Source organism: Paenibacillus montaniterrae (assembly GCF_018403185.1).
Lineage (GTDB): Bacteria > Bacillota > Bacilli > Paenibacillales > Paenibacillaceae > Pristimantibacillus > Pristimantibacillus montaniterrae.
The window spans coordinates 19360-44545 of record NZ_BOSE01000008.1; the positions used below are offsets into that span (position 1 = coordinate 19360).

Annotated in this window: 21 protein-coding genes; 9 read left to right on the forward strand and 12 right to left on the reverse strand. The window is 49.2% G+C overall.

Features of this window, described 5'->3' with window-relative positions; genetic code table 11:
- Positions 1-258: 258 nt before the first annotated feature.
- The 8 genes from rhaA to KJS52_RS19035 form a co-directional block, all read right to left on the reverse strand.
- Positions 259-1518, reverse strand: a complete 1260-nt coding sequence (gene rhaA / locus KJS52_RS19000) for an L-rhamnose isomerase (RefSeq protein WP_213518344.1) — start codon at positions 1516-1518, stop codon at positions 259-261.
- A 323-nt stretch (positions 1519-1841) separates the two neighbouring features.
- A complete protein-coding gene (gene rhaB, locus KJS52_RS19005) occupies positions 1842-3290 on the reverse strand; it encodes a rhamnulokinase (RefSeq protein ID WP_213518347.1) in 1449 nt (482 codons plus the stop codon).
- 25 nt (positions 3291-3315) lie between these two features.
- Positions 3316-4050 carry a LutC/YkgG family protein gene (locus KJS52_RS19010; protein WP_213518349.1) on the reverse strand — a complete coding sequence of 245 codons (735 nt, stop codon included), beginning with the start codon at positions 4048-4050 and terminating at the stop codon, positions 3316-3318.
- Positions 4043-5557: a LutB/LldF family L-lactate oxidation iron-sulfur protein gene (locus tag KJS52_RS19015; protein ID WP_213518351.1), complete on the reverse strand. Its 1515-nt coding sequence runs from the start codon at positions 5555-5557 to the stop codon at positions 4043-4045. Before KJS52_RS19015 ends, KJS52_RS19010 begins: the two co-directional genes overlap by 8 nt.
- Complete coding sequence (locus KJS52_RS19020) at positions 5532-6284, reverse strand: (Fe-S)-binding protein (protein WP_213518353.1); 753 nt, start codon at positions 6282-6284, stop codon at positions 5532-5534. The genes KJS52_RS19015 and KJS52_RS19020 overlap by 26 nt, the downstream gene beginning before the upstream one ends.
- A 135-nt stretch (positions 6285-6419) precedes the next feature.
- Entirely contained in the window at positions 6420-7178 is a 759-nt protein-coding gene (locus tag KJS52_RS19025) for a DeoR/GlpR family DNA-binding transcription regulator (RefSeq protein ID WP_213518355.1), read from the reverse strand.
- 191 nt (positions 7179-7369) lie between these two features.
- On the reverse strand, positions 7370-9439 hold the full coding sequence (locus KJS52_RS19030) for a bifunctional aldolase/short-chain dehydrogenase (RefSeq protein ID WP_213518357.1): 2070 nt from the start codon (positions 9437-9439) through the stop codon (positions 7370-7372).
- Between the two features lie 159 nt (positions 9440-9598).
- On the reverse strand, positions 9599-10663 hold the full coding sequence (locus tag KJS52_RS19035; RefSeq protein WP_213518359.1) for an FAD:protein FMN transferase: 1065 nt from the start codon (positions 10661-10663) through the stop codon (positions 9599-9601).
- Positions 10664-10806: 143 nt separating this feature from the next.
- Between KJS52_RS19035 and KJS52_RS19040 the strand changes: the two genes are divergently transcribed.
- The 6 genes from KJS52_RS19040 to KJS52_RS19065 are packed head-to-tail and all read left to right on the forward strand — an operon-like array spanning position 10807 to position 15204.
- A complete protein-coding gene (locus tag KJS52_RS19040) occupies positions 10807-11184 on the forward strand; it encodes a NusG domain II-containing protein (protein WP_213518361.1) in 378 nt (125 codons plus the stop codon).
- Positions 11168-11713 (forward strand): Gx transporter family protein, encoded by a 546-nt coding sequence (locus KJS52_RS19045; protein WP_213518363.1) that lies wholly within the window; start codon positions 11168-11170, stop codon positions 11711-11713. Before KJS52_RS19040 ends, KJS52_RS19045 begins: the two co-directional genes overlap by 17 nt.
- A gap of 36 nt (positions 11714-11749) precedes the next feature.
- Positions 11750-12631, forward strand: coding sequence for an ATP-binding cassette domain-containing protein (locus KJS52_RS19050; protein ID WP_213518369.1), 882 nt, complete (start codon positions 11750-11752; stop codon positions 12629-12631).
- Entirely contained in the window at positions 12580-13446 is an 867-nt protein-coding gene (locus tag KJS52_RS19055) for an ATP-binding cassette domain-containing protein (RefSeq protein WP_213518371.1), read from the forward strand. The genes KJS52_RS19050 and KJS52_RS19055 overlap by 52 nt, the downstream gene beginning before the upstream one ends.
- Before the next feature lie 23 nt (positions 13447-13469).
- The gene (locus KJS52_RS19060; RefSeq protein WP_213518373.1) at positions 13470-14264 is read left to right on the forward strand and encodes an energy-coupling factor transporter transmembrane component T family protein; all 795 of its coding nucleotides are present in this window, start codon (positions 13470-13472) and stop codon (positions 14262-14264) included.
- Positions 14265-14277: 13 nt separating this feature from the next.
- On the forward strand, positions 14278-15204 hold the full coding sequence (locus tag KJS52_RS19065; RefSeq protein ID WP_246563752.1) for a prenyltransferase: 927 nt from the start codon (positions 14278-14280) through the stop codon (positions 15202-15204).
- A 799-nt stretch (positions 15205-16003) separates the two neighbouring features.
- On the opposite strand, the gene KJS52_RS19070 is transcribed toward KJS52_RS19065, so the two are convergent.
- From KJS52_RS19070 to KJS52_RS19085, 4 genes are all read right to left on the reverse strand, one after another.
- A complete protein-coding gene (locus tag KJS52_RS19070; protein WP_213518375.1) occupies positions 16004-16984 on the reverse strand; it encodes a polyprenyl synthetase family protein in 981 nt (326 codons plus the stop codon).
- A gap of 12 nt (positions 16985-16996) precedes the next feature.
- Positions 16997-17431 (reverse strand): hypothetical protein, encoded by a 435-nt coding sequence (locus tag KJS52_RS19075; protein ID WP_213518377.1) that lies wholly within the window; start codon positions 17429-17431, stop codon positions 16997-16999.
- A gap of 80 nt (positions 17432-17511) precedes the next feature.
- Entirely contained in the window at positions 17512-19365 is a 1854-nt protein-coding gene (locus KJS52_RS19080) for an NAD(P)/FAD-dependent oxidoreductase (protein WP_213518380.1), read from the reverse strand.
- 39 nt (positions 19366-19404) lie between these two features.
- Positions 19405-20283, reverse strand: coding sequence for an FMN-binding protein (locus KJS52_RS19085; RefSeq protein ID WP_213518382.1), 879 nt, complete (start codon positions 20281-20283; stop codon positions 19405-19407).
- Positions 20284-20468: 185 nt separating this feature from the next.
- Here KJS52_RS19085 and KJS52_RS19090 point away from each other — a divergent pair, with 185 nt between their 5' ends.
- The 3 genes from KJS52_RS19090 to KJS52_RS19100 all read left to right on the forward strand — a co-directional run bounded on the left by KJS52_RS19090 (position 20469) and on the right by KJS52_RS19100 (position 25141).
- Positions 20469-21023, forward strand: coding sequence for an NAD(P)H-dependent oxidoreductase (locus KJS52_RS19090; protein WP_246563754.1), 555 nt, complete (start codon positions 20469-20471; stop codon positions 21021-21023).
- 193 nt (positions 21024-21216) lie between these two features.
- Complete coding sequence (locus tag KJS52_RS19095; RefSeq protein ID WP_213518384.1) at positions 21217-23190, forward strand: FAD-dependent oxidoreductase; 1974 nt, start codon at positions 21217-21219, stop codon at positions 23188-23190.
- Positions 23180-25141 (forward strand): LTA synthase family protein, encoded by a 1962-nt coding sequence (locus KJS52_RS19100; protein ID WP_213518386.1) that lies wholly within the window; start codon positions 23180-23182, stop codon positions 25139-25141. Before KJS52_RS19095 ends, KJS52_RS19100 begins: the two co-directional genes overlap by 11 nt.
- The last annotated feature ends 45 nt before the right edge of the window (positions 25142-25186 follow it).

Here is a 25186-nt window from a genome sequence, read left to right on the forward strand (position 1 = left end):
CCTTCGTATCTCTATCATACATGAATATATGCTCATATGTAAATGTTTGATACTGAAATAGGCCAAGCTGCTACCGGGATACTAATTATGTTCATAATAGTATTTTTGTTGGTTGGCATATTTATGCAAAAGTATCACCAAGAAGCCAGTGATTACGGACAATCTGACTGACTTCTTAAATGAAAACAGAAAAACCGTTCCAACCCGACCGAAAGAAAGCACTCCAGTCGGGGTAAGAACGGTTTTATTTTGCAATTGCTATACTCGCTTCAGCAGAACGTCCTGCTCATAGGCTTTCACTTGCTTCAGCCAATCCTCGCGCACCGGCACGCCAGCCGTTGCACAATAGTAATCCCATACTGCGCCAAATGGATAGGATTTGAACTCCTCAGTAATTGCCAAACGAGATGTATAGTCCTTGTTCAGCTCAGCCTCGCGCAGCTGATCTACAGGCTCCAGCATAGCGCGCAGCAGCGCTTTAATAGTATTGCGCGTGCCAATGACCCAAGCAGCTACATGATTGATGCTGCCGTCAAAGAAATCGAGACCGATATGCGTTCTGTCCAGCAGCTTGCCGCGCACTAGCTCGCGCGCAATATCAAGCAGCTCGTCGTCCATAATGACAACATGGTCGCTGTCCCAACGTACCGGACGGCTCACATGCAGCAGCAGCTGGTCGATATACATCAATACAGAGGAAATTTTATTGGAAATGACCTCTGTTGGATGGAAATGCCCTGCATCAAGGCATAGTGCCTTGTTATTGGCGATCGCGTAGCCCATATAAAATTCATGCGAGCCAACAACGTAGCTTTCTGAACCAATGCCGAACAACTTGCTTTCTACCGCATCGATATTGTATTGCGGATCAATCGGCTGGGCAAAAATTTCATCAAGCGACTGCTTCAAGCGCTGGCGCGGCGCCAGGCGATCAACTGGAATATCCTTGTAGCCGTCGGGCACCCAGAAGTTGGTTACGCAGGTCTGACCGGTTTCCTTGCCGAAATATTCCGCGATTGTGCGTGACGCCTTGCAATGATCGATCCAAAACTTGCGAATCCCTTCATCAGGATGGCTTAACGTAAAGCCGTCGTCAGCCTTTGGATGCGAGAAGCAGGTTGGATTAAAATCAAGCCCGAGACCTTGCTCCTTCGCCCATTCAACCCAGCTCGCAAAATGCTTCGGCTCAAGCTGATCCAAATCAATCTGCTCATCCGTGTCGGCATAAATCGCATGCAAATTAACTTTATGCTTGCCGGGAATTAACGACAATGCCTGCTCCAAATCCTGACGCAGCTCATCAGCCGTTCTTGCCCGTCCAGGATAGCTGCCCGTTACAGCAATGCCGCCGCTGAGCGACTCATCCTTGAACAAAAAGCCTTGCACATCGTCTCCTTGCCAGCAATGAATTGAAACTTTAATATTAGCCAGCTGCTCAAGCGCCGCATCCACATCAATGCCGTGCTGCGCATACATTTCCTTTGCCAACTTATAGCTTTCTACTACGCGTTGATCCATCTGTCAGGCCTCCATTCTATTAACTATCTATTTTCTTGCACAGAGCAGTTTTAACGAAACTGGATATCGCTATTGGCGCTAATTCGCACATGTGTCAATTCTTACGAAACTATAGCGTCTTATTTCGTAACTTTCACCTGTCAACAGTCGATTTTCTATGATTAACGATATGAAGCTTCGTTAGAGTTCCATATGACACCAAATTGACCATTTAACGTTATTCAGTTTCGTTAGGGTTCCGTCAATAGTCACAGTACGGCTCAACGAATGTACATTCATCATGCTCTGCGATTAGCCTCATCTTATGCAAGTTGCTTTCCCTTCTATCCCAAGCTGCGCCAGCGCTGCAGCACTTGTTCCAGCCCATCCACCTGCTGCGGCTGGTAGCTAATAATCTCGAACGAATCAGCTATCAGCTTGCGAGCTTCTGCTATATCAGTCAGCTCGCCGGAAGCGATCATTTGTACAACGAGGTTGCCTATCGCGGTTGATTCTGAAGGTCCGGCTTTTACCTCTCTGCCGATCAGATCAGCGGTAAGCTGATTCAACAGCCCGTTGTTTGCCCCGCCGCCAACGATATGCAGCACCTCTGGCTTTGTACCAGTCAGCTCCTCCAGCTCGTTCATATAATCATAGTAGGTTAGAGCCAGGCTGTCATAAATCGTACGGGCGATTTCGCCAGCCGTTTGCGGTACAGATTGCCCGGTTTCGCGGCAATAGGCTTGTATTTCCTCGATCATATTGTCCGGATTCAAAAATCTGGCATCGTTGCAGCGAACAAACCGCTGGAACGGCTTCTCCCGCGCCGCCAGCTCCACCAGCTCGGCAAAGCTGTGCGCATTGCTCTGCAATCGGCGCGCTTCCTGGATCATCCACATGCCCATAATGTTTTTCAAGAAGCGATATGTTTGGTAGGCGCCTCGTTCATTTGTATAGTTCAGCGCCAGCGCTCGCTCATCATTAAGCGGCTTGCTCAGCTCCAAGCCAAGCAGCGACCAGGTTCCGCTGCTAATGTAAGCCCAAGGCTGCCCACCTGTTGCAGGCACACCTACGACCGCCGATGCTGTATCATGCGTTGGCACTACAATGCATTGACAATCCGGCAGCTCATAGCGCTGGTGCAGCTCAGGCAGCAAAGAGCCGAGCAGCGCGCCTGGCTCGGTCAATGGCGCAAACTGCTCGCGTTTAAGCTTCAATAAAGCAAGCAGCTCTTCATCGTAATCGCCTGTTGCCAGATTGATCATTTGGCTCGTTGAAGCATTTGTTGCTTCATTCATGCTTTTTCCCGTTAAGCGATAATATAAATAATCAGGTACAAACATAATTTGCTCCGCTTCGCCAAGCTGCTGCTTATCATGCACATAAAGCTGATAAAGCGTATTGAAGCTCAGCTCCTGTATGCCTGTTTTGGCGTAAACTGCGGCACGCGAAATATGCTGGTGCAGCGCGTCCGGAGCTCCATTCGTGCGCGCATCGCGATAAGCGTATACATCGTGCAGTCGTGCGCCATCACGGTCAAGCAGCACATAATCGACCGCCCAAGTATCAATGCCGAGCGTGCACTGCTCGATGCCTGCTTGCTTAGCTTTGCCAAGGCCAATTAAAATTTCCTCAAATAAGTGCTCAATATCCCAATAATCATGATTGCCCTTGCGCTCAAATCCGTTGGCAAAGCGATGCAGCTCCTGCAAGCGCAGCTTCCCCTGCTCAAGCGTGCCATGCACCAAACGACCGCTCGACGCGCCGATATCAACTGCGATATGATGAATCATTACGCCCTCTCCTTATATAAAATGTCTATATAATGTCGTCAATGATGATCGCATACACAATTCCCGGCCCATGCACACCAATCGTCAAATCATTTTCAATGTCGGCTGAGCGGCTGGGACCAGATACAAAATGAATGCCTGCAGGCAATTCAGCGCGGCCAAGCTCGTCAAATTGCTTCAGCACCTCGCCCAGCTTGGTGACAACCGAGCTGCGCGGAATAAGCGCAAACAACAGTGTCGGCAAAAGACTGACTGAACGCCCCTTTGTTTTGCTGGACAATAGGGTGATCGAGCCTGTATAGGCTACGGCATAGTCAGCCAACACCACGCCAATATCCGCTTCAGCCGCTCGTGCCTTCCAATCCTCGGTCTCATCGTTATTCCAGCAGCGCACCTGCACATGCGGCAGCGCCTGCTCCAGCCCCAAGCGCGCCAGCGGCTCCTCATCCTGCCGCAATATATGAAGCGCCTTCAATTCCGCTGCCTTTTCTGCAATTAAGACGCTGGCATCCTGCAGCGTCGCTGCATGCAGCACATAGCCGCCTGCAGCTTCAAAATTACGCTGGAACATATCGAGCTTCTCTGTTTCACTCAGCTCGTACTGCTGCCAAAAATCCGGCGCGCCGCTGAATGGACGCTGCGGCTTTTGCTTGACGCGCGGGCGCTTCAGCTTGGCCGCAATCATATCCAAAAACTGTTCCTGCTTGCTCAGCGCTTGCTCATCAAGCTGCTTCAGCCAATCCTGTTCACGTTCACTCATGCGATATTCCTCCGTCCTGCCTGCCCTTCAGCCATTGCTGCATGCGCTGCTCGACCTCAGCATTGGCCTTAACCTGCTGCCCAAGCTCCGCCTTCAGCTCGCCATACCGCTCGCGGAACAGCTTCTTGGCAATGCTTGGCGCGATGCGATGCGAATTCCAGCCCTTTAAAGGTCCGATCTTGGCTGGAATACCGCCATCCCTTACTACAAGCTTTTGCCCCAGCTTGCCGAGCTTCAAGGTGCTATGATATACCTTCGAGCTGGACATTACCCCGGCAAAGCCCTTCATGCCAGCGCTTTCCAGAGCATTGCCATGCCCTGCCTCGACCTTGCGTCTGCGCAAGGAAACGAGCATATCATGCAGCGGTATTTTCACAGGACAAGCCTCGTAGCAAGCGCCGCAAAGGCTGGAAGCGTTAGCAATGTCGTCCCATTCGGCAACATTCTTTTTCAGCGCCGGCGTCAACACTGCACCAATCGGTCCACTGTACGTGCCGCCATAGGCATGACCGCCAATATGGCGATAAACCGGACAAGCGTTCAAGCAAGCACCGCAGCGAATGCAATTGAGCAGCTCCTGAAACTCAGGATCACCCAGCTGCAAAGAACGACCATTATCGAGAATAATGATGTGCATTTCCTCAGGTCCGTCGCCATCGTCAGCACGCTTTGGCCCGGAGATGCCGGACATGTAAACCGTCAGCTTCTGCCCTGTTGCCGAGCGCGGCAGCAGCGTTGCCATCACCTCAAGATCAGCCCAGGACGGAATAATCCGCTCCATGCCCATAAATGTAATTTGCGTTTTCGGCACAGTCGATACCATGCGAGCATTGCCTTCATTTTCAAACAGCACAATCGAGCCGGTTTCGGCAATTGCAAAATTACAGCCGGTTACGCCAATATCAGCCTGCAAAAACTTCTCGCGCAGCTTTTTGCGCACATAGCCAGCCAGAACGGAAGTTTCAGGCGGCAGCTGCTCGCCTGCATCCTCCGACAGCAGCTCGGCGATTTGGTAGCGATTTTTATGAATGGCCGGAATAATAATATGCGATGGCGCTTCATTCGCCAGCTGAATAATGTACTCGCCAAGGTCCGTTTCGATCGCCTCTATGCCGAGCGACTGCAGCGCCTGATTCAGGTGAATTTCCTCAGTCACCATCGACTTAGACTTGACCGCGCTTTTCGCTTCCTTCGCCTGTGCAATGGCAAGCCCGATTTGAATCGCTTCTTGTGCTGTCGCTGCAAAATGAACATGGACTCCATTTTCTCTCGCGTTGGTTGCAAATTCACCCAAATAATAGTCCAGGTGAGCTATCGTATGCAGCCGAATTTGCCGTCCTCGCTCTCTCCACTCATCCCAGTTTCCATGCTCTTCTGCCGCCTTCAGCTTGCCGCTGCGCAATCTCTCTGTCGTAAAGCGCACCGCCTGCCGCAAGAAATCGTTGTTCAGCGCCAGCTGCGCGCGTTCCTTCACTGTACCTTTAAGCGCCGTTTGCTGCGTGCTCATTGCTATTGCTCACCCCCTCATACAACAGCTCTACCAGGTGCATTACCCGCACAGGCTGATTGCGATAGCGCAAATTGCCGGCAATGTTCATCAGACAGCCCATATCAAGTCCAACCAGCACCTCTGCCTCGGTCTCGATCAAATGATCGACCTTTTCGCTTACCATCGCGCCCGAGATGTCGGCCATTTTAATCGCAAATGTACCACCAAAGCCACAGCAATCCTCAGCGAATGGCAGCGGCACAAACTCCAGTCCGCGCACATTGCGCAGCAGCTCCATCGGCTCGCTTTTCACGCCCAGCAGCCGGCTGCCGTGACAGGACGGATGGTAGGTAACCTTATGCGGAAAATGGGCGCCAAGATCTTTAATGCCAAGCACGCCCACCAAAAATTGTGAAAATTCGAACATCTTCCCCTGCAGCTTCCTTGCCTGCTCCTGCCACTGCGGCTCATCCTTGAACATCTCTACATAATGATGCACCATATGCGCGCATGAGCCCGACGGCGTAATGACAAAATCGCTGTCGGCAAAAGCGGAAATAATTGTTTTTGCCGCGGCTTTTGCTTCCTCCCAATAACCGCTGTTGTAGGCTGGTTGGCCACAGCAGGTTTGCACGTTAGGAAACTCCAGTACAATTCCATAGTTTGCGAAAAGCCGCATCATTGTTTCTCCAACTCTAGGATAGATCGCATCGCTTAGACATGTAATAAACAATGATACCTTCATAAGCTACACCAGCTTTCACCTTAAATTCATCAGATATACGAAGCAAAGGCGAAGCAGCTCCCTCCAGCAGCTTCACCAATTGCTTCATCCTCGCCTCGTCTGTTCTCCTCACTCGCGATCATTGCTGCTATCCACTTATGCCAAGGTAACGGCGATTCCAGCCGCTGCAAGTGCTGTCTGCATTTCTTCATCCAGCTCCCTGTCGCTAATAATCGTATCCACCATGGACAGGTCCGCAACTTGAGTAAATGACTTCACGCCAAATTTGCTTGAATCCGCCAGCAGTATAATCTGGTCGGCAGCTTCAATCATTTGCTGCTTCAGCCGCGCCTGCAGCTCGCCCGACTCGCTGATGCCCCGTTCAAGATGAACGCCCTTGCACGAAAAAAACAGCTTGTTTACATGAAAGGACTCTAATGTTTTTTCAGCAATCGGACCAACGAACGACAAGGAGCGCGGCGACAGACGTCCACCTAGCGAAATAACCTCGATTTTTTCCTTCGCGCTCAGCTCTGTCGCAACCTTTACTGCATTGGTTAAAATCGTTATCGGAATATCAGGCATAATTTTAGCCATATACCAAGCCGAGGTGCTTGCATCCAGCAAAATCCGATCATGAGGCTGAATCAGCTTTACCGCTTCCTCTGCAATACGCTTTTTTTCCTGGGAACGGGTAACTTCCCTTTCAAAATAAGGAATTTCCAGTTGTGACTCCTTTACGCTCACGGCTCCGCCATGGGAACGCTTGAGACGTCCAGCCTGCTCCAGCTTATCAAGGTCTCTGCGAATCGTTTCCTCCGTAACCGAGCACAGCTCGCTTAATTCCGAAACGCGTATACTCCCTCGCTCATTCACAAGCTGAACTATTTTTTCGTAACGCTCTGCAACCAGCATTCGCTATCCTCTTTTCACTACTTGATTTAAAACGTTCTAGTCCAAATTATAGCACGTGTTTAACAAGGAGCGCAGCGTAGAGCAAAGCTACGAGAGCGCCTAATATGTTTCAGCAGGAAACATAACTCGGAAGCATCTGTCTTCGGCAAACAGCCCCATTCGATCAGCAAAGCAATGACCGACGCTTCGGCTTATCTCGTAAACGCTGCAGGCACGCCGCCGTCAATCGTCAGCATGCAGCCTGTTGTTTTACTAGCCTTTGAGGAAGCAAAAAATGCAATTCCTTCGGCAATATCCTTAGGGAAAATATTAACGAGCAGCGTTGTCCGCTTGCGGTAATATTCCTCCAGTTGATCCGGCTCAATGCCGTAAGCCGCCGCACGCTCATTGCGCCAGTTGGAATTCCAGATTGCCGAGCCCTGCAAAATCGCATCAGGCAGTACCGTATTTACACGAATGCCGAATTCGCCGCCCTCGGCTGCAATACAACGGGCTAGATGCGCTTCAAGCGCCTTGGCTGAGCTGTAGGCTGACGCATTTTTGCCTGCGTATACCGAGTTTTTCGAGCCAACAAACACCATGCTGCCGCCAAGCGCCTGCTGCTTCATCAGCTTGAATGCTTCTCTCGCCACTAGAAAATAGCCTGTGCCAAGTACATTAATATTCAAATTCCATTCCTTAAGCGAGGTTTCGTCAAATGGGCTGGACGTTGCCAAGCCTGCATTGTTGACAATGATGTCAACGCCACCGTAGGTTAGAGCCGCCGTTTCATAGGCTGCCTGTACCTGCTCCTCCTGCGTAACATCCATTTTCACAGCAATAGCGCGCAGCTCACCGTACTTCTCATTAAGCTCGTCAGCAACCTTTTGCGCACCTTCAAGATTCAAGTCAGCAAGCACAACATGCGCACCTTCAGAGACTAAGCGCTTCGCTGTTTCACTGCCGATGCCGCCTGCGCCGCCAGTAATAAAGGCAATTTGTCTGGAAAATTCAGCTTCTGGCGGAGACAGCGTTAATTTGTACAGCTCAAGCGGCCAATACTCGACGTTGAATGACTCATTCTCGCTCAAGGAAACGAAGCTGCCAAGTGTCGTTGCGCCGCGCATAACCGCAATCGCACGGTGGTAGAGCGCTCCGCTCACTTTGGACATCGTCCAGTTTTTGCCTGTGTTGATCATGCCGACGCCTGGAATAAGGATAACGCGCGGCGCAGCTTCAAACATAACCTCGCCATTCGCTTGATTCCGCTCAAAATAAGCCTTGTAGCCTTCTTTATACGCCTGCAAGCCTTCCTGCAGCCTCTGCTTCAAGCCTTCCAGATCCTGCTCGTTCGGCTCCCACTCGATAAATAGCGGTGTTACCTTTGTATGCACCAAATGGTCAGGGCATGCAGCGCCGATTTGCGAAAGCGTGCTTGCCTGCTCGCTTCCAACAAATTGCAGCACATCCTCCTCATCGTCAAATGTGACGATCATTTTCTTCTCATCGCTCACAAGTCCGCGCACAAGCGGCATAATTTGCGCTGCCATTTGCTTGCGGGCATCAGCAGCCAGTGGAGCATGCTTTTGTCCGCCAAACAGCGTTGCTTCGTTCACTTTCGCTTCAATATATTGCTCAGCTTCATTAATGATTTTAATCGTCTGGCTGTAGCAAGCCTCAGACGTATCTCCCCATGTTACCAATCCGTGCTTCTCCATCAATACCAGCTCGGCATTGGGGTTGGCGCGCACGCCTTCCGCGATCATTTTCGATAAAGTAAAGCCCGGTCTTACATAAGGCACCCATACGAAGCGGTCGCCGAAAATTTCCTTGGCGATTTGCTGACCGTTGTCCGCACAGCAAATGCTAATAATCGCATCCGGATGCGTATGGTCAACATGCGGAAAAGGCAAAAATGCATGCAGCAGCGTTTCAATCGAAGCACGCGGATGCTTGCTGTCCACCATGCAATGCGCCAAATACGCGACCATATCCTCGTCGCTCATTGCCTCACGCTCAAATAGCGGCGCAATGTCATCAAGCTTTAAGCCTGTAAAATGCTGCGCCTTCATCGTAGCAAGATCAGAGCCGCTGCCCTTTACGTACATCACATCAATCTCTTGCCCGCGAAAATCTATTATTTTTGTTTTAGTAGAGGTGTTTCCGCCGCCCCAGTTGCAAACGCGGCGATCCGATCCGATCAAATTAGAGCGATATACGAGCGATTCCAGTCCATCCTTTTGCTGCGGTGCTTGAGCTGCATCCCATAAAAGCTGTACCAAATTTATTTCCTCCTCAAATTATCTTTGTTTTTATTTGTTTATGTTTGTTTTATTATGATTGTAGTTTATCATGTCTGTTTGTTTTTGTATACAATATTTTTCAAACAAATTCGGGCATAAAAAATAGGAGCGTCTGCTAGCGGCAGCTCCTATATCTGCTTATTCTGCCAAGCTGTAATCCTCGCTTGTCAGCTTGAATATGTCCTTGATGCCTGATGTTAAATGCACCTTTTTATCCTTTGTCACAAATATTGCTTCGACATGATCGAGCGCTTCCGCAAATGCAAGGCCTTCCTGCAAGCCTTGTACAAATACGGCGGTCGACAGCGCATCCGCTTGGATCGACTTATCAGTTATAATTGTCACACTTGCCAGCTCATTGCTGACTGGAAACCCTGTAGCCGGGTCCATAATATGATGATAGATTTGCTCCTGATCGATAAAATATCTTTCATATATTCCCGAGGTTACAACCGTTTTATTGCGCACTGCAATAGTTCCTAAATGCGCTCCCCGCTTCTCCTCCGGACTTTGTATGCCAATCGTCCAGACCGCATGCTCCGGCTTGTTGCCCAAGGCAACAACATTGCCGCCAAGATCGATAATCGCGCTTGAGAAGCCTTGCTTTTGCAAGTATTCGGCGACAACGTCACCTGCATAGCCTTTGGCGATTGCTCCCAAATCAAGCGTCATGCCCGCTTCTGCAAGCTTCACCGAAGTACGGTCTTCATCAAGCTCCAGCATGTTGTAAGCGACAAGCTGCCGCGCTTGCTCAATGGCTGCGCGATCGGGCACCCTGCTGCCGCCATTGCCAATTGCCCACAAATCCGTTAGCGGGCCAATCGTCGGATCGAATTTGCCACCGGAGCGCTCCGCATATTGCTTCGCCTGCTTAATAACGTGGAACGTTTCCTGCGATACCTGTACAGCAGCTTGACCGGCAGCTTGATTGATGCTTGCCACCTCACTGCCTTCCTCAAAGCGATTCATCGTCTCATTTATGCGCTCCAGCAGCTTTTTTATTTGTGCAAAATGAGCCTCGCTCATTCGTTCATCGTATACCCTTACGCTGACAACGGTATCGAATATAAAGAAGCTTTCGCTAATCGGAAGAGTTGAACTTGCGCTTGAACTGTCGCTCGAACCGATGCCCTTACCGCTGCAGGCTGAAATAATCACTAAACCTATTATTAAAATGGCTGCTCCAATTCGTTTATCGTGCATGCGATCCCCTCCATCCGCGCTTCTGGATTGAGCTTATCAAACTTTTGCAATCTATCCTGTGACAATTATCATTCTCGCTCAATATTGGAGGTGATAAGCTTAAACTATGTCGACAGCTAGCTAAAAAGACAGGAGTGAGAGCTATGAAACGAGGCGATATTGCGATTGCGGCCCTTATATTAATTGCACTCGCATGGTTTGCATTTTCTGCACTAAAAGATAGCCATAGCTTTGAGCAAGCGGCGTTTGCCTCGATATATGTGAATGGGGAGCACTATGATGAAGTAGCGCTTACTGAAGAGGAGCATGAAATCGAAATTCGCTCAGAGCGTGGCTATAACCGTCTGAAGGTTTCCAATTACGGCATTGAAATGCTGGAGGCCGACTGTCCCGATCAGCTTTGCATTGGCTTCGGACATATTCATGCTACAAATGAAAAGATTGTGTGCCTGCCTAATCGTATATTTATAGAGGTTCATGGTGCTGACGACTCGGAAGGGGTCGATGCTATTGTCTCCTGATCAAGTTCAATTGCGCAGGCTTATTATCATTTCCATCCTTGCTTCACTCGCGGTCGTGCTGGGCATTGTAGAAGCGCTCATCCCGTTTACAGTGACGATACCAGGCGCCAAGCTGGGACTGGGCAATATCGTTGTATTGACTGCCCTGGTGTGCTTCGGTGGTCGGGATGCGCTTCTGCTCATCTGCATTAAAACGCTGCTGACATCGTTTATTTTAGGCAGCTTTTCCACCTTCCTGTTTAGTGTGCTGGGAGCGCTGAGCAGCTTTTTGCTTATGTATGTAATGGTGCGCTTCTGCTCCAAGCTGTTCAGCTTCATGATGATCAGTGTTGCAGGCGGCATCGCGCATAATTTAGGTCAACTGCTGGCAGCCTCGATCGTGCTTGGCACCTCGAAAATATTTTACTACTTGCCATTTCTGCTGCTGGCAGGCGTAGCAACCGGCTTATTTGTCGGCGCAGCCTCCAACCATCTCATTCAATCGCTGAACAGATTGCAATTGTTTGCTGTGCGTAATCCGCAAGGCTGAATAAGGCTGTGCATATAAAGCGAAAGGAGCTGCAGCATGCCCTACTTTCCTAATAGCGATAACAAGACAGCTGCCATACAACTAAATAACATCAGCTTGACGCGCGGCAAGCAAGCTGTGCTTAAGCAGCTTACGCTTGAAATTCCGGCTGGACAGTGGGTTGCGCTTGCCGGCTGCAACGGCTCTGGCAAATCCAGTCTGGCCCGCTTAATAAACGGCTTGCTGCAAGCAGAGCAGGGTGAAATTGTCATTCACGGCAAACGGCTTCATTCCGAGCATTTTTTCGATATCCGTTCGCAGATCGGTTATCTTTTCGCTTCGCCTGATGATCAGTTTTTCGGATTGACCGTTCGCGACGACATCGCCTTTGGCTTGGAAAATCTTGCTCTGGCACGCGAGCTGATCGAGCAGCGAATCGAGCATTATGCACAATTGCTTGGTCTCATCCCATTGCTGGACCGCCACCCTGCCACCTTGTCGGGCGGTCAAAAGCAGCGTGCTGCCCTGGCTGCAGTATTAGCTATGGAGCCTTCTATTCTTATACTGGATGAAGCAACCTCAATGCTCGACAGCTCCTTTCGCGACGATTTTCTTACACTATTAACGCAATTGAACAGAGAACAACAATTGACGATTATTACAATTTCGCATGACATCAAGGAGCTTGCCGCTGCCGACCGTCTTATTATGCTGCATGATGGCACTGTGCTTGCTGACGGCAAGCCTGACGTCTTGCTTAAGCGACAGCATTTGCTTAACACATGCCGCCTTGAAGCCCCTTATGCCCTTCAGCTTTGCAGGGAGCTAAAGCTGCACGGTATCGATATCGGCGAGTCTTTAGATGAGCAGGAGGTGCTAAGTAAGCTATGGGCATTACTTTCGAGCAAGTCTCTTACAGCTACAAGGAGCTCGCGCTAAAGCATCAGCTTGCGCTCGACCATATTAATTTATCCGTAAAAAGCAGCCAGTTCATTACAATAGTAGGCGCTCCCGGCTCAGGCAAATCGACGCTGCTGCAGCATTTAAATGGATTGCTTAGAGCCGATCATGGCACCATTCATCTGCTGGATATGGTTGTGTCCCCTTCTCCCGCCAAATTGCCGAAGCAGCTGAGCCAACGAGTCGGCCTTGTTTTTCAATATGCTGAGCAGCAGCTTTTCAAGCAGACCGTCTGGGAAGATTTGCTGTATGGCCCGCTCAACTTTGAAGTGAGCAAGGCTGAGGCAGAGTCTGCAGCGCTGGCTGCTGCCGAATTTATGGGGCTTGATGAAGCTGTTCTTGCCAAAAGTCCCTATGAGCTGAGCTCAGGACAAATTCGCAAGGCTGCCATTGCAGCAGTATTGGCAGCAAAGCCTGAAATCATCGTGCTTGATGAGCCGACTGCTTCCCTCGATGCTGCAAGCAGAGGCGAGCTGATGGGGCTGCTCCATCGCCAATGCAGTGAGCAGCAGCGTACCGTTATTGTCGTTACGCATGCTTTAGAGGACGTGCTGCCGTATACCAATCAGATCATTGCTTTGCATAAAGGCAGCGTTCTGTTTTCAGGAGCACCACACGAGCTGATGCTGCGCATAGATGTGCTTGAAGCCGCCGGGCTGCAAATGCCTGCAGCCTATCACTTCTATTTTTCTCTTGAGCAGCAGTTGGGCCTGGACTTGAGCAAGCTTCAATATTACCCAAGTGCGCCGCAGTTAGCAGCAGCCATTAAGGCTGCGCTTGACGGTTTGAACTAACCTGTACAGAAAGGAGCTTAACGATGAAGCACAAATTGATGCTGGGCCGCTATATCGAGGGGTATTCCTTGCTGCATCGGCTAGATCCGCGCTCCAAGCTGGCAGGCATGTTCTTGTTTATAGCAGCCGTGTTTCTGATAGACTCCTATATTACGCTTTCGATTGGATTTGCTTTTACCATTATGATCATGATATTGAGCAAAATTCCGCTAACCTATTATGCAAGAGCTGTAAAACCGCTTTTGCTGCTTATTGCTTTTATTACGTTATTCCATATTTTCTTTCACAGTGAAGGGGCTCGTTTGCTGAAGGCTGGCGTGCTTACCGTCTATTCTGGCGGTTTGGAGAAAGGTATTGTAGCCGCTGGTCGTATGACACTGTTCATTTCCTTCGCGGCAGTGCTGAGCTTTACGACTCAGCCAGACCGAATTGCCGGCGCGCTGAGCAGCTTTCTGCGCCCGCTGCAAAAGCTCGGGCTGCCTGTTGATCGGCTAGCGCTGATGCTTTCACTTTCGCTTCGTTTTGTCCCAACTATTTTTGAGGAGGCGGAAAGAATTTGGAAGGCTCAAGTTTCTCGCGGATTTTCTTTGGCTGGTCAGCCATTTAAGGAGAAAGCGCGGCGCATTATTGCGCTGCTTGTCCCTGTTACAGTCAGCGCCTTTCGTCGAGCAGAAAGCTTGGCTGACGCGATGGAGGCACGCAGCTACCGCCTAGGAGCGCCGCGCACGCAATATCGTCAAATGAGCTGGCAGCAAATTGATACGTTGTTTTTACTTTCCTTTGCTCTACCACTCTACTTCATCTCATTACTCAATTGAAAGGATGGTCAACATGAACCGTATGAAATTGAATGGAAGGTTATGGAGCGGATTTTGGCAGCTTGCCGATCCTAAAATTTGGATTGCTTCGACGATCCCTATGCTGATCGCTACGGCGCTCGCTTACAACAAGGATAGGGCGGTGGATTGGGGCTGGGTGCTGCTTGCGCTGATTGGCATTTATTTGATTGAAATTGGCAAAAACGCTGTCAATGAGTTCGTTGATTATTGGACTGGCGTCGATCAATATGTTACAGCTGACAAACGAAATCCGTTTAGTGGGGGCAAAAAGACGATTATCGATGGCAAGCTGTCCATGCTGGAAACAGCAATCATTGCGCTAATTACGCTGGCAATGGCATTTTTCATTGGCTTGTACATCGCTCTCGTTCGCGAGTCGAATGTATTCTGGATCGGCATGCTTGGCGGATTTCTTGCCGTATTTTACAGCCTTCCTCCCTTTAAATTCAATTACAATGGACTAGGGGAAGCCGCTGTCGGCCTTACATTTGGTCCGCTTATGATGATGGGCATGTATGTCATGCTTACTGGCGAGCTTGACGCCAACGCTGCCTTTATTGGCTTGCCATTAGCCTTTCTCATTATCGCCGTGCTATGGATTAACCAGTACCCCGATTACGAGGCCGATATGAAGGGCGGCAAACGAAACTGGCTTGTGCGGATTGGCAAAACTAGAGGCTTGAAGGTATATGCAGCGCTTTACGCAGCAGCTTACATTAGCATCGCAGCAGTTGCGCTTGCCAGCGGCAACTACTTTTGGCTGCTTGGTCTTATCACTATCCCAATAGCTGTGCAAGCTGTACGCATCGCTTCCCATAACCTGGACAACCTGCCGCAATTTCTGCAAGCCAATGCGCGCACAATTATGATTTACCAGTTGACAGGTGTAGCGATGATTGCAGCAGCACTGCTAGCCTAGCTTGTAGAGGTAGTTCAAAAAGCTCGACTTTGATGACGATGAGGTGCTTTGAAGCTTATTCGACGGCGAATCTTGAACGCTAGCGAAAATTCCGGTGCTCACGTAGTTTTGGTCTACGCTGCGCTCCTCATTTTCTAACTAGCGTCCAAGCTTCTTGGTCCTGAAAGCCGAGCTTTTGAACCTCTATTGGAAGAGGTAGTTCAAAAAACCCGACTTTGATGACGATGTGGCGCTTCGTAGAGGATTCGACGGCGAATCTTGAACGCTAGCGAAAATTCCGGTGCTCACGTAGTTTTGTCTACGCTGCGCTCCTCATTTTCTAACTAGCGTCCAAGCTTCTTGGTCCTGAAAGCCGAGCTTTTGAACCTCTATTGGAAGGGGGAAAGGCGCCACTGTCATACACGCCCTATATAAACAGCGACAGTCCAAGGTTTTATTCTCCCTTAAACTGTCGCTGTTTTAATTTCAGAAGCAGTCTTTGGAAAGTTACGGGGAGTGCGCAGGAGTAGATGAGTCATGTTACGTTTCAATTTGTAACGAAACTGGAGATCGCTATTTGAAGCAATTCGTTCAAATTAAAACTCTAACGAAACTGTAACGTCTTATTTGGAGATTTTCTGTAGAAAATAAGCAAATTCCAAGCATTAGCGATATAGAGTTTCATTAGCGCTGCCAATGGTGCCATCCGACCAATTAACGTTATCCAGCTTCATTAGAATTACCTACACATACCCATATTCGATGTCGATTAAGCTACAACGCACTACGTCGTCATCAACTTCGGAGCTTTTGAGCTTCCTTATTTCAAAAAATAGGCTACAAGCACCTGCAAATCCCTCTCCCCAGGATGACCTGCAAAATACTCGATAATCCGCTTCGCCTTTAACGTGTACTGCTCAGCAAATTGTCGGCTGCGATCAAGTGCATCGCTGTGGCGAATCGCTGCCAATGCTTCGTCAAATTGCTCCTCGCTGGCGCCGCTATGAAGCTGAAGCAGCAGCGGCTTGATCCGCTCATCTTCAAGCGCGTAAATGACGGGCAGTGTTATGTTGCCTCTGCGCAAATCTGCGGCCGATGGCTTGCCCAATTGCTCGCTGCTGCTCGTAAAGTCGAGCAGATCATCCTGTATTTGAAAGGCGATGCCCAGTGCTTCTCCGAATTGATACAATTGGTCCGCCACTGCCTCATCAGCACCAGCCGCTTTAGCGCCCGCCGACATGCATGCGCCCATTAACAATGCTGTTTTTCGCTTTGTTTTCTCTAAATATTGCTCGAGTGTAAGATTGAAATTAAAGCGGTGCTGCAGCTGATCATATTCCCCTTCGCAAAGCTCGGTAATCAGCGCAGCCAGCTCGGTTCCCGTGTAAAAATCCTCTTCGATCGACTCGCCCTCTGTAGACCACTCCAGCGCTCTTGCCAGCATATAGTTGCCGATATGGACGGCGGTGTTAATGTCCGTTGCGGCATGCAGCGCTTGCTTGCCGCGGCGCAAGGGCGAATCATCTATAATGTCATCATGTACAAGCGATGCCATATGCAAATATTCAAGCACGCCCGCTGCCTTCCACGCAAGGTGAGCTCGCTCAGGCGTACCAAATCTTCCGCCTACAAGCGCCATGATCGGACGCAGCCTTTTGCCTCCCGCCAAAATCAAACGCTCTACACTGGAATAAAGCAAAGAAGGCCGCTGCAGCTCATGGTCAGATTGAAGGATATGCAGCAGCAGCTTATTAATTTCAGACATAGACAAATGGAGCTGTTCATGCAATGGCTTGTTCATGCTCACCGCTCCCTACGCGCTATATTGATCTAAATAATCTTTTACTTCCCGCTTCAGCTCAGCCGCGACTCCTTTAACGTCGCTGCCATCTATCGCTTTAAGCTGCGCCCTTTTATAAATCGGACTCAGCTTGACTAACAGCTTTTGCTCCTTGCGGCTTACAGCTAAACGATATATCATGCCGATTAAATAATCTCCATCCAGTATGGAACGGGCCAGACGCTCATTGTCGCCAAGCTGCAGCTTGCGATGCTTGCGTATGCCGACCGAAATAAGCATGCAGCATGATAAAATCGTTATTTTGCGAGAGCGTGCCATACGATAGGAGCCGATTAACTCAGCCAGCTCGTACAAAGCGCGATCTTTCACATCCAGCTCGATATGAAGTTGCATATGAATCAGCTCGTTCACCACATTGAGTGCATCCTGCAACAGATTGTTATTCATGACAACAGCTCCCCTCAGCCAATTTATGCAAAGAAAGCGTAATGTCCATCGTCGCATTACGCTTTCAGTTCCGTTATCCGTTAATCTGTATAGAGATACCAACGCCTAACGAGCGGCAACCGCCTCCAAAATTTCTTAAGTCGCGGATACACATAATAATCAAGCCCCAGCGTGCTGCCAGATCCGCCAATCAAGGCAATGCTTGCAGCCAGGTACCATAGCATTTCGCTCGGCGCCATGCCGGATACCCAAACCATTACGCCCATGCACAACGATACAATTGCAGCTGGTGCAGTGAACAAGCCAACGATGAGCAGCAAGCCGACTAGCAGCTCTGCTGCGACCATGCCTGTTTGGAAAATATACGCTAATGTGGTATAACCGCCATCCGAGCTATAAAACATCAGGTCCATCGACCAGTCAACAATGCTTTTCATAAAGTCCGGAACTGGCAATGCAGTCAGTGCTTCTGACGAGTAGCTGCTGGCTGCTGATACAGCATCGGCTGTATCGGCTACTGAAGCGCCTGAGGTGCCGTCTACTGCTTTGGCTGGTATTAAAAACATCGCTCCGGGATCATCTAAAATTTTCCCCATTTTATCAAAGCCTTGCTTGAACCACATCCAGCCTGCAAATATTCGAAGCGGCACAAGCCAGAAGTTTGGTGAGCGCTTGGCGAAGTGACCGCCTACAAAGCTGCGATTGTTTTTCACATTTAAGAACTCGTGCAATATATAATGGTAAACCTTATTAAAACCGCACACCTGGAACAAATAAAGCATATTAATAAGATGCTTTATCCCCATAGCCGGAAATCCGCTCAACGAATACATTTTTTTCGGGGTGCCAACACTGGCAACGCCATATTTGCTGCCAATACAAACCATCGTGCCATGAAAGGTGGGCTTATACGATTTTTTCGGCAAACTCGTAAATTCAGCTGCTATGTTGTGAGCTATAATCGGTGCGGCAAGCTCAGCGTTTTCCACCATTTGCGGTACTGGACGCTCGCTGCCTTCAGGAATATAGAAAATGTTGTCTCCGACCACGTACACATTTGTATGCTCGGGCACCTGCAGCTTATCATTGGTAACGATGCGTTGACGCCCTTGCTTTTCAACATCAAGCTCCCCGACAAGATCGGAGCCTTCAACGCCGGCAGTCCATATTACTGTTCGCGAAGAAATAAAGCTGTCTCCCACCATAACGCCATTTTCGGCAACCTCGGTAATTTTTGCACCGGTTATGATGTTGACGCCGAGCTTATGCAATCGTCTTTCTGCTTTCTCAATCAGCTTTTTCGGCAAAATAGGCAAAATTGTATCGACCATATCGGCGACATGCAACGAAACCTCTGCCGGATCAACATAAAACTGCTTGCAAAGCTCCTGCGTATACTCAGCCAATTCACCGATCATTTCGACGCCTGTAAAACCGCCGCCTACTACAACAAATGTAAGCATTTCTTGACGAACTTGCGGATCTGGCTGCTTTACAGCCTCACGAAACATGTGGAGTGCATGCTCCTTCAGCTTGACTGCATCCTCATAGGACCAAAGTGAAAAAGCATGCTCTTGCGCGCCTTTAATTCCGAAGAAGGTCGGCTTGCTGCCCGTGCCAATAACTAAATAATCGTAATTGTAGCTTTGACTCAGTCCTGTCAGCTTTTGCGCTTCAAAATCGATAAGCTCAATATGATCAAGCACAACTTCAACATTGCGAAATCCAGAAAAAATCTTTTTCAAATCAATTCGAATGGAATCCTCCTCGACTCGATTCGCGGCTACCTCATGAAGCTCTGTTAATAACGTATGATACGGCTTTCGATCAATTAACGTGATGCGAACATCTTTATTTTTGCGAAGCTTGTTAGCCAGCTTTTTGGCTGTCAGCACTCCGCCATAACCGCCGCCCAAAACGATAATTTGCTTCATATCCGTCTCTCCTTATGTCGCATTTTGTTTTTAGGCCTTTTATTTGGCGCCGGCGAGCGCTTTGGCCGCCAGCTCGACAAATCCATTGACATGGATAGATACGCCGGAAATTGCATCGGTGCTGCCGTCATCACCTAGTGCAATGGCTGCCGGATCCTGCTTCTCGATCAAAAACTGCTCGGCTTTATAGGCTTGCTCATGCCATTCGGCTACGGCGTTTCCTTTTTCCTTCATGCCATATTCACCTGATTTGGAGCGAGTCACCTTGTCGGTGCCTCTGTCCTTATGCACGCCATTCCAGCTTGCTGCTACGATGTTGCCGTTCATTACTGTGAGGCTTACAGTTTCCTTCCAGCCGGAATTTTCGTCAAAGCTGTCTGCTTCTGCATAATAGCTGCCATCCTTATAAATTCCGCGTTCGACTGGTCCTGCTTTCAGGGCAGCATCAGCCAATTGGGCAAATCCGCTCGCAGTAATGGAAACACCAGACACCGCATCGGTTTTGCCGTCATCGTTAACAATAACAGCTGCTGGATCCTGCTTCTCAATTAAAAACTGTTCGAGCTTTTCTGCTTGCTCATGCCATTCAGCTGCAGCATTTCCTTTCTCCTTCATGCCGTATCCGCCTGCTTTGGATAAAGCTTTTTTATCAAGTCCGCCATTTTTATTAAGCGCATTCCAGTTTACTGCGACAATCTTACCCGCTTCAACCTGCAAAGCCACTACCTCTTGCCAGTCTGAATCTCCTTCAGCAGCGCCCTCAGCATAGTAAGAGCCATCGGCATAACCGTCAGCGGATTGTGGCGCGGTCGAATTTACAGGCTTCTCTGATTCTGTTGGCTTCGCCTCCCCACCGCAGCCAGCAGCTACAACCGCTACTAGCAATAGTGACAACAACAACCTTCCTATTCTTTTCATAACAATCTTCCTCCCCATGTCTCTCATCGTGTTTTTGTGAATCAATTCACATAATTGATTATTTGTATTGTACGTATGGAAGGGCTTTAAAGTATGTGATTATTATCACAAAGTTTTTCATATTCGTTTGATATATTTACTGCAAGAAAAAGCGACTATCATTCAACAATAAAGGAGAGAACCGTATGATGAATCATCAATCCGATCACATTAAGCTAAAAACTTTAGTTATTGTCGCACATCCAGCTCTGCACACCAGCTCTCGTGCCAATCAAAAGCTGGCGCAGACAGCGGCAAGGAACGCAACAACTGTACATGATTTATATGCTGCGTACAGCGGCACCACGCTAAATGCAGCGCATGAGCAGCAACTGCTGCTTGAACATGACCGAATTATATTGCAATTTCCAATCTGGTGGTACAGCTGTCCGAGTCTGCTTAAGCAATGGCTGGACGACGTTCTGACGTATGGCTGGGCATATGGCGAAGGAGGCAATAAGCTGCACGGCAAGGAATGGGGACTGGCTGTAACCGCCGGCGGCTCCAATGAAACCTATAGTCCACAGGGCTACAATCTTTATTCGCTTGAGCAGCTGCTGCGTCCATTTGAGGTAACAGCCAGCATTATAGGCGTGCGCTTTCTGCCGATATTTATCGTATTTAATGCGATGCAGCTAAATGAGCAGGAGCTTGATATTAAAGCTGAGAAATACGCTGCTTATTTAACCTCGATTCACTAGGACGTATCTGAAAACACGCTTAGTGTCCTCGGAGCTCTTAGATACGCCCTGACAAAAGCTGAAGTTTTCTCATCTAGTTCTTAAGCAAATGTTAAGCATTTATTCAGCCGCTATACAGCGATCTGACAGTAGCAATTAAACACAGCTCTCTACAATTGGACTCATGCAAACAATTGAAGGAGAGCTGTTATCGATGAAAACAAAGCTTGGACTGGGACTGTTATCTATATTCTTAATTATCACTATTGTTGCAATTATACTAGTCATCAATGACAAGTCTGAGGACAAGAGCAATAATCAGCCGGAATCAATGGACGTTGGCCAATATACGAAGGTAGAAAAAGAAGAGTATGATGTGATTGTTGCCGGAACCGACCCGGAAGGCGTGATGGCTGCCATCTCGGCAGCCCGTAACGGCATGAAGGTGCTGCTGATTGATGGGCGCGACCGCGACCGATTGGGCGGCTTGTTTACCTTGGGAGGTTTAAATACGCTTGATCTTAATAATTCGCCGTCACAACCGTCGTTTTCCAATAAACTGAAATTTCTCAATGAAGGATTGTTCCGCGAATGGTTCGATCAGCTCGAAGGCACTTCTTTCGATACGCAAACAGCGGCGAATGTGTTCTTCAAGATGGTGAAGGACGAACCAAATATTGATCTGATGATGAACGTTTCCGAGATGCAACCAGTGGTTGAAGCTAACGACTCGATGTTAAAGGTGAGCGGTCTTGACGTTGTCGGCCAGGACAACAGTAAAACTCGCATTCGGGCCAAGATCGTGATCGACGCTACGCAGGACGCCGATATTGCTGCAGCAGCTGGAGCGCCATATATGACAGGTCGTGAGGATTTGGGCGATAAAGAAGCAAAAACGGCTGTAACACTCGTTATTAAAATTAAAGGCATTACCGATGAAGTTTGGAACGCCTTCGGCAAGCGCAAGGGCAGCGGTCAGTTCGGGACAACCATTTGGGGGTTTCCCGAAGCAGCCGAATATGTTGCTTCTGACCCGGATCGGGTGCGCGTAAGATCACTCAACATCGGCCGACAGGCTGATGGCACAGCACTAATTAATGCGATGATGGTGTTCGGTGTTGACCCGCTTGATCCGAATTCGCGTAAAGAAGGCTATGAGATTGGCAAACAAGAAGCACCGCGCTTTATTGACTATATGAAACAAACTGTTAAAGAATTCGAAGCAGTGGAATATGCAGGTGTAGCAGAAGAACTGTACGTTCGGGAAAGCCGCCATATTGTAGGCGAATATGTTCTTTCGATCCGTGATCTGATGGAAAATCGCGATCATTATGATGCTATTGCTTATGGCTCCTACCAGGTCGATCTGCACAGTACGGGCAGCAAGGATGCCGGATACGTTCTGATGAAGCCGATGCAGTACGGCGTGCCGTTCCGCTCGCTTGTTCCATTGAAGGTTGATGATTTGCTTGTTGTGGGCCGTTCCGCAAGCTTTCAATCGATGGCCCATGGCAGTGCACGGGTTGTGCCACTCGGAATGGCGACAGGCCAAGCGGCGGGAGCTGCGGCGGCGATGTCGATCCAGGACGGAGTCACTGTACGAGAAATGTCGAAATCACAGGAGTATATGGACAAACTGCGCAGCCTGCTAACAGAGCAAGGCGTTGATCTGAAAATGAACAAGCTTTCGACTCCTTACTATCTGAAGCATAAAGCGACGCGCGGGTTGCTGACAGCTATAGGCTTGCTAATTACGACAGGTGGTTATAATAATGAGGGCTTCAAGCTGGACGAGCCATCGAACCCTATGCGCTTTGCCGGTCATATTCCTAAATTAAGAAAGGCTGTGCCTGACAAATTTACCGGAAACGCTGCTGCGAGCATGCAGGACCTTACTGAAGAGGAGATGAAGAGCATTCCGCTATCTATGGAACGCGCCATTCATATTTTGTCTGCTTCGATGGGATTGGATCAGCACAAAGGAACAGTGGAGCATTTTGTTGATCAAAAATGGCTTGCCGGTGAAACATTGGCTGCCATCGATGATTGGACATCCCTGACGAACGGAGAAGTGTATTTGATTATTGATGATGTGCTGAGAAATTATGCAAACTATTCGGAGTACGGATCAAGTGCTCCCTCTACCTCAGGAACCGATACAAGGCAGGTGATGAGCAATGATATTTAAAGCACGCATCAATGCCTGGCGAGCGGGGTTACAGCGAATTTTAGAGGGGAGTCCGCGGCGAAAATACAGTATAATAACAGGCTTGACGCTGCTGCTGCCGCTTGGCTTAATGCTGTGGACGGAGTCGCTGCAGCGCGGCTCTCTGACCAACGCGTTTGGATGGATGCTGAAGAACGCCACCATCTCGATGTTCAATTATGGTATTTATTTGAGTGTTTTTGTTTTGATCTATGCGCTTGTCGGTCGATTTGTGTTTGCTGCTGGCCTATCGGCTTTGCTATTGGCACTGGCTGCCTTGACCAGCTATTTCAAGTCCTCGCTCATTGGAGAGCCGTTCTTCCCTTGGGATTTGATGCTGAGAAAAGAGGGGCTTAATATTTTCTCTTACATCTCCAGCTTCTCGACGGCCTTCAAGCTGCTGGTCATATTACTGTGTATCGCCTGCATATTTCTGCTGCGCATCGTTGTGCCAAAGCTTTCGCTGCCGCTGCTGGCGCGGCTTGGGCTTGGCCTGTTGTCCATATATGTGCTGTACGCGGCAAGCGTGCAGTCACCATGGGCTGGCAAGCTGGCCAAGGAGCTTGGTTATAAGGAAACCGTCTGGAATCAGAACAAAAACTACACCGATAACGGGCTGGCAGCTGCTTTCGTCATGAATGTAAAGCATACAATTATTGAACGGCCCGAGGGCTACAGCAAGGAGGAGCTTGCCCGAATTGCGGAAAGTATAGTCGCCATTCAACAGGCTAGCGCTCAGTCGGCTAACGATGGGCAGGACAATTCTGCAGCTGGTAGCGAGGCCGCAGTTAAGCCGAATGTTATTTTCATTATGAATGAAGCCTTCTGGGACCCGACGCTGCTGCCGAATGTGTCCTTCAGTGAGGACCCGATTCCGACTGTACGAGGTTTGCAGCAGCAGTTTACGTCAGGGTATCTGCTGTCGCCGCAGTTCGGCGGCGGGACAAGCAATGTCGAGTTTGAGGTGCTGACCGGTCTGTCGATGAGTTTGCTGCCGCAAGGGGCAGTGCCTTATCAGCAGCATGTTGGCGATTCACTGCCGACACTGGCCTCCTATTTTGAAGATCAAGGCTATTACAGCATGGGGATTCATCCGTACGACGGCTGGTTTTGGAGTCGCAATCGGGTGTACAAATCGTTTGGCTTTGAGCGCTTCAAGAGCAAGACAGGCTTTGATAATCCTCAGTTCAAAGGCGCTTATATTTCAGATGAGGAAGTGACAAAGAGCATTATCGAGGAGGTTTCAGCTTCCGACAGACCGATGTTTATTTATGCTGTTACGATGCAAAATCACGGACCGTACAGCAAACCGCGCTATCAAGAGCATGAGGTGCAGGTTTCGGGGGAACTGACAGAGGATGCGGCTCAGATTTTGCAAACCTATACTCAAGGTGTGCGCGATGCCGATAAAGCGCTGGGAGATTTAATTGCGCATTTTGAGCAATCAGGCGAACCGACTGTAATTATTTTCTACGGCGACCATTTGCCGATGCTGGGCGAGGAATACTCAGTCTATCTGCAAGGGGGGCTTATTTCCAGCTCTAGCGCATGGGACTGGTCGCTTGAGGAATGGCAGCGGATGCGAAGCATTCCATTCGTCACCTGGTCAAACATTCCAATGGAAAAACAATCGTATCCCGCATTGAGCTACGCCTTCCTCGGGTCCGTCATCCTGGATGAGCTGCATATGGACAAGCCCGCACAATTTGCGCTTGGCTCCAAGCTGGCAAAGCAGCTTCCCGCCATGACAGGACCGCTCTATGTTGATGCGCAGAGCCAGTTGTATGCCAAAGTGCCTGAGCACTCCAAGTCATTGGTGGATGATTACCGCAAGCTGCAGTATGATTTGATGTTCGGCAAGCGATACTTGGCTGATTATGTAGACGGCGCATTTATTCACAAGACACCGCAAGAAGGCTATACGCTGGAATAATCGCTATAGCCTTGCAATAGATGAAGGAGTGGCAAGTAAGCCAGC

Coding starts and splice junctions, on each gene's coding strand:
- KJS52_RS19010 (WP_213518349.1), bottom strand. CDS start 4,050: ATGAGTGAACGTGAACAGGATTGGCTGAAGCAGCTTGATGAGCAAGCG.
- KJS52_RS19025 (WP_213518355.1), bottom strand. CDS start 7,178: ATGCTGGTTGCAGAGCGTTACGAAAAAATAGTTCAGCTTGTGAATGAG.
- KJS52_RS19020 (WP_213518353.1), bottom strand. CDS start 6,284: ATGAAGGTATCATTGTTTATTACATGTCTAAGCGATGCGATCTATCCT.
- KJS52_RS19040 (WP_213518361.1), top strand. CDS start 10,807: ATGAAACGAGGCGATATTGCGATTGCGGCCCTTATATTAATTGCACTC.
- rhaA (WP_213518344.1), bottom strand. CDS start 1,518: ATGGATCAACGCGTAGTAGAAAGCTATAAGTTGGCAAAGGAAATGTAT.
- KJS52_RS19060 (WP_213518373.1), top strand. CDS start 13,470: ATGAAGCACAAATTGATGCTGGGCCGCTATATCGAGGGGTATTCCTTG.
- KJS52_RS19070 (WP_213518375.1), bottom strand. CDS start 16,984: ATGAACAAGCCATTGCATGAACAGCTCCATTTGTCTATGTCTGAAATT.
- KJS52_RS19075 (WP_213518377.1), bottom strand. CDS start 17,431: ATGAATAACAATCTGTTGCAGGATGCACTCAATGTGGTGAACGAGCTG.
- KJS52_RS19015 (WP_213518351.1), bottom strand. CDS start 5,557: ATGAGCACGCAGCAAACGGCGCTTAAAGGTACAGTGAAGGAACGCGCG.
- KJS52_RS19035 (WP_213518359.1), bottom strand. CDS start 10,663: ATGCACGATAAACGAATTGGAGCAGCCATTTTAATAATAGGTTTAGTG.
- KJS52_RS19045 (WP_213518363.1), top strand. CDS start 11,168: ATGCTATTGTCTCCTGATCAAGTTCAATTGCGCAGGCTTATTATCATT.
- KJS52_RS19055 (WP_213518371.1), top strand. CDS start 12,580: ATGGGCATTACTTTCGAGCAAGTCTCTTACAGCTACAAGGAGCTCGCG.
- rhaB (WP_213518347.1), bottom strand. CDS start 3,290: ATGATTCATCATATCGCAGTTGATATCGGCGCGTCGAGCGGTCGTTTG.
- KJS52_RS19090 (WP_246563754.1), top strand. CDS start 20,469: ATGATGAATCATCAATCCGATCACATTAAGCTAAAAACTTTAGTTATT.
- KJS52_RS19085 (WP_213518382.1), bottom strand. CDS start 20,283: ATGAAAAGAATAGGAAGGTTGTTGTTGTCACTATTGCTAGTAGCGGTT.
- KJS52_RS19050 (WP_213518369.1), top strand. CDS start 11,750: ATGCCCTACTTTCCTAATAGCGATAACAAGACAGCTGCCATACAACTA.
- KJS52_RS19080 (WP_213518380.1), bottom strand. CDS start 19,365: ATGAAGCAAATTATCGTTTTGGGCGGCGGTTATGGCGGAGTGCTGACA.
- KJS52_RS19100 (WP_213518386.1), top strand. CDS start 23,180: ATGATATTTAAAGCACGCATCAATGCCTGGCGAGCGGGGTTACAGCGA.
- KJS52_RS19095 (WP_213518384.1), top strand. CDS start 21,217: ATGAAAACAAAGCTTGGACTGGGACTGTTATCTATATTCTTAATTATC.
- KJS52_RS19065 (WP_246563752.1), top strand. CDS start 14,278: ATGAACCGTATGAAATTGAATGGAAGGTTATGGAGCGGATTTTGGCAG.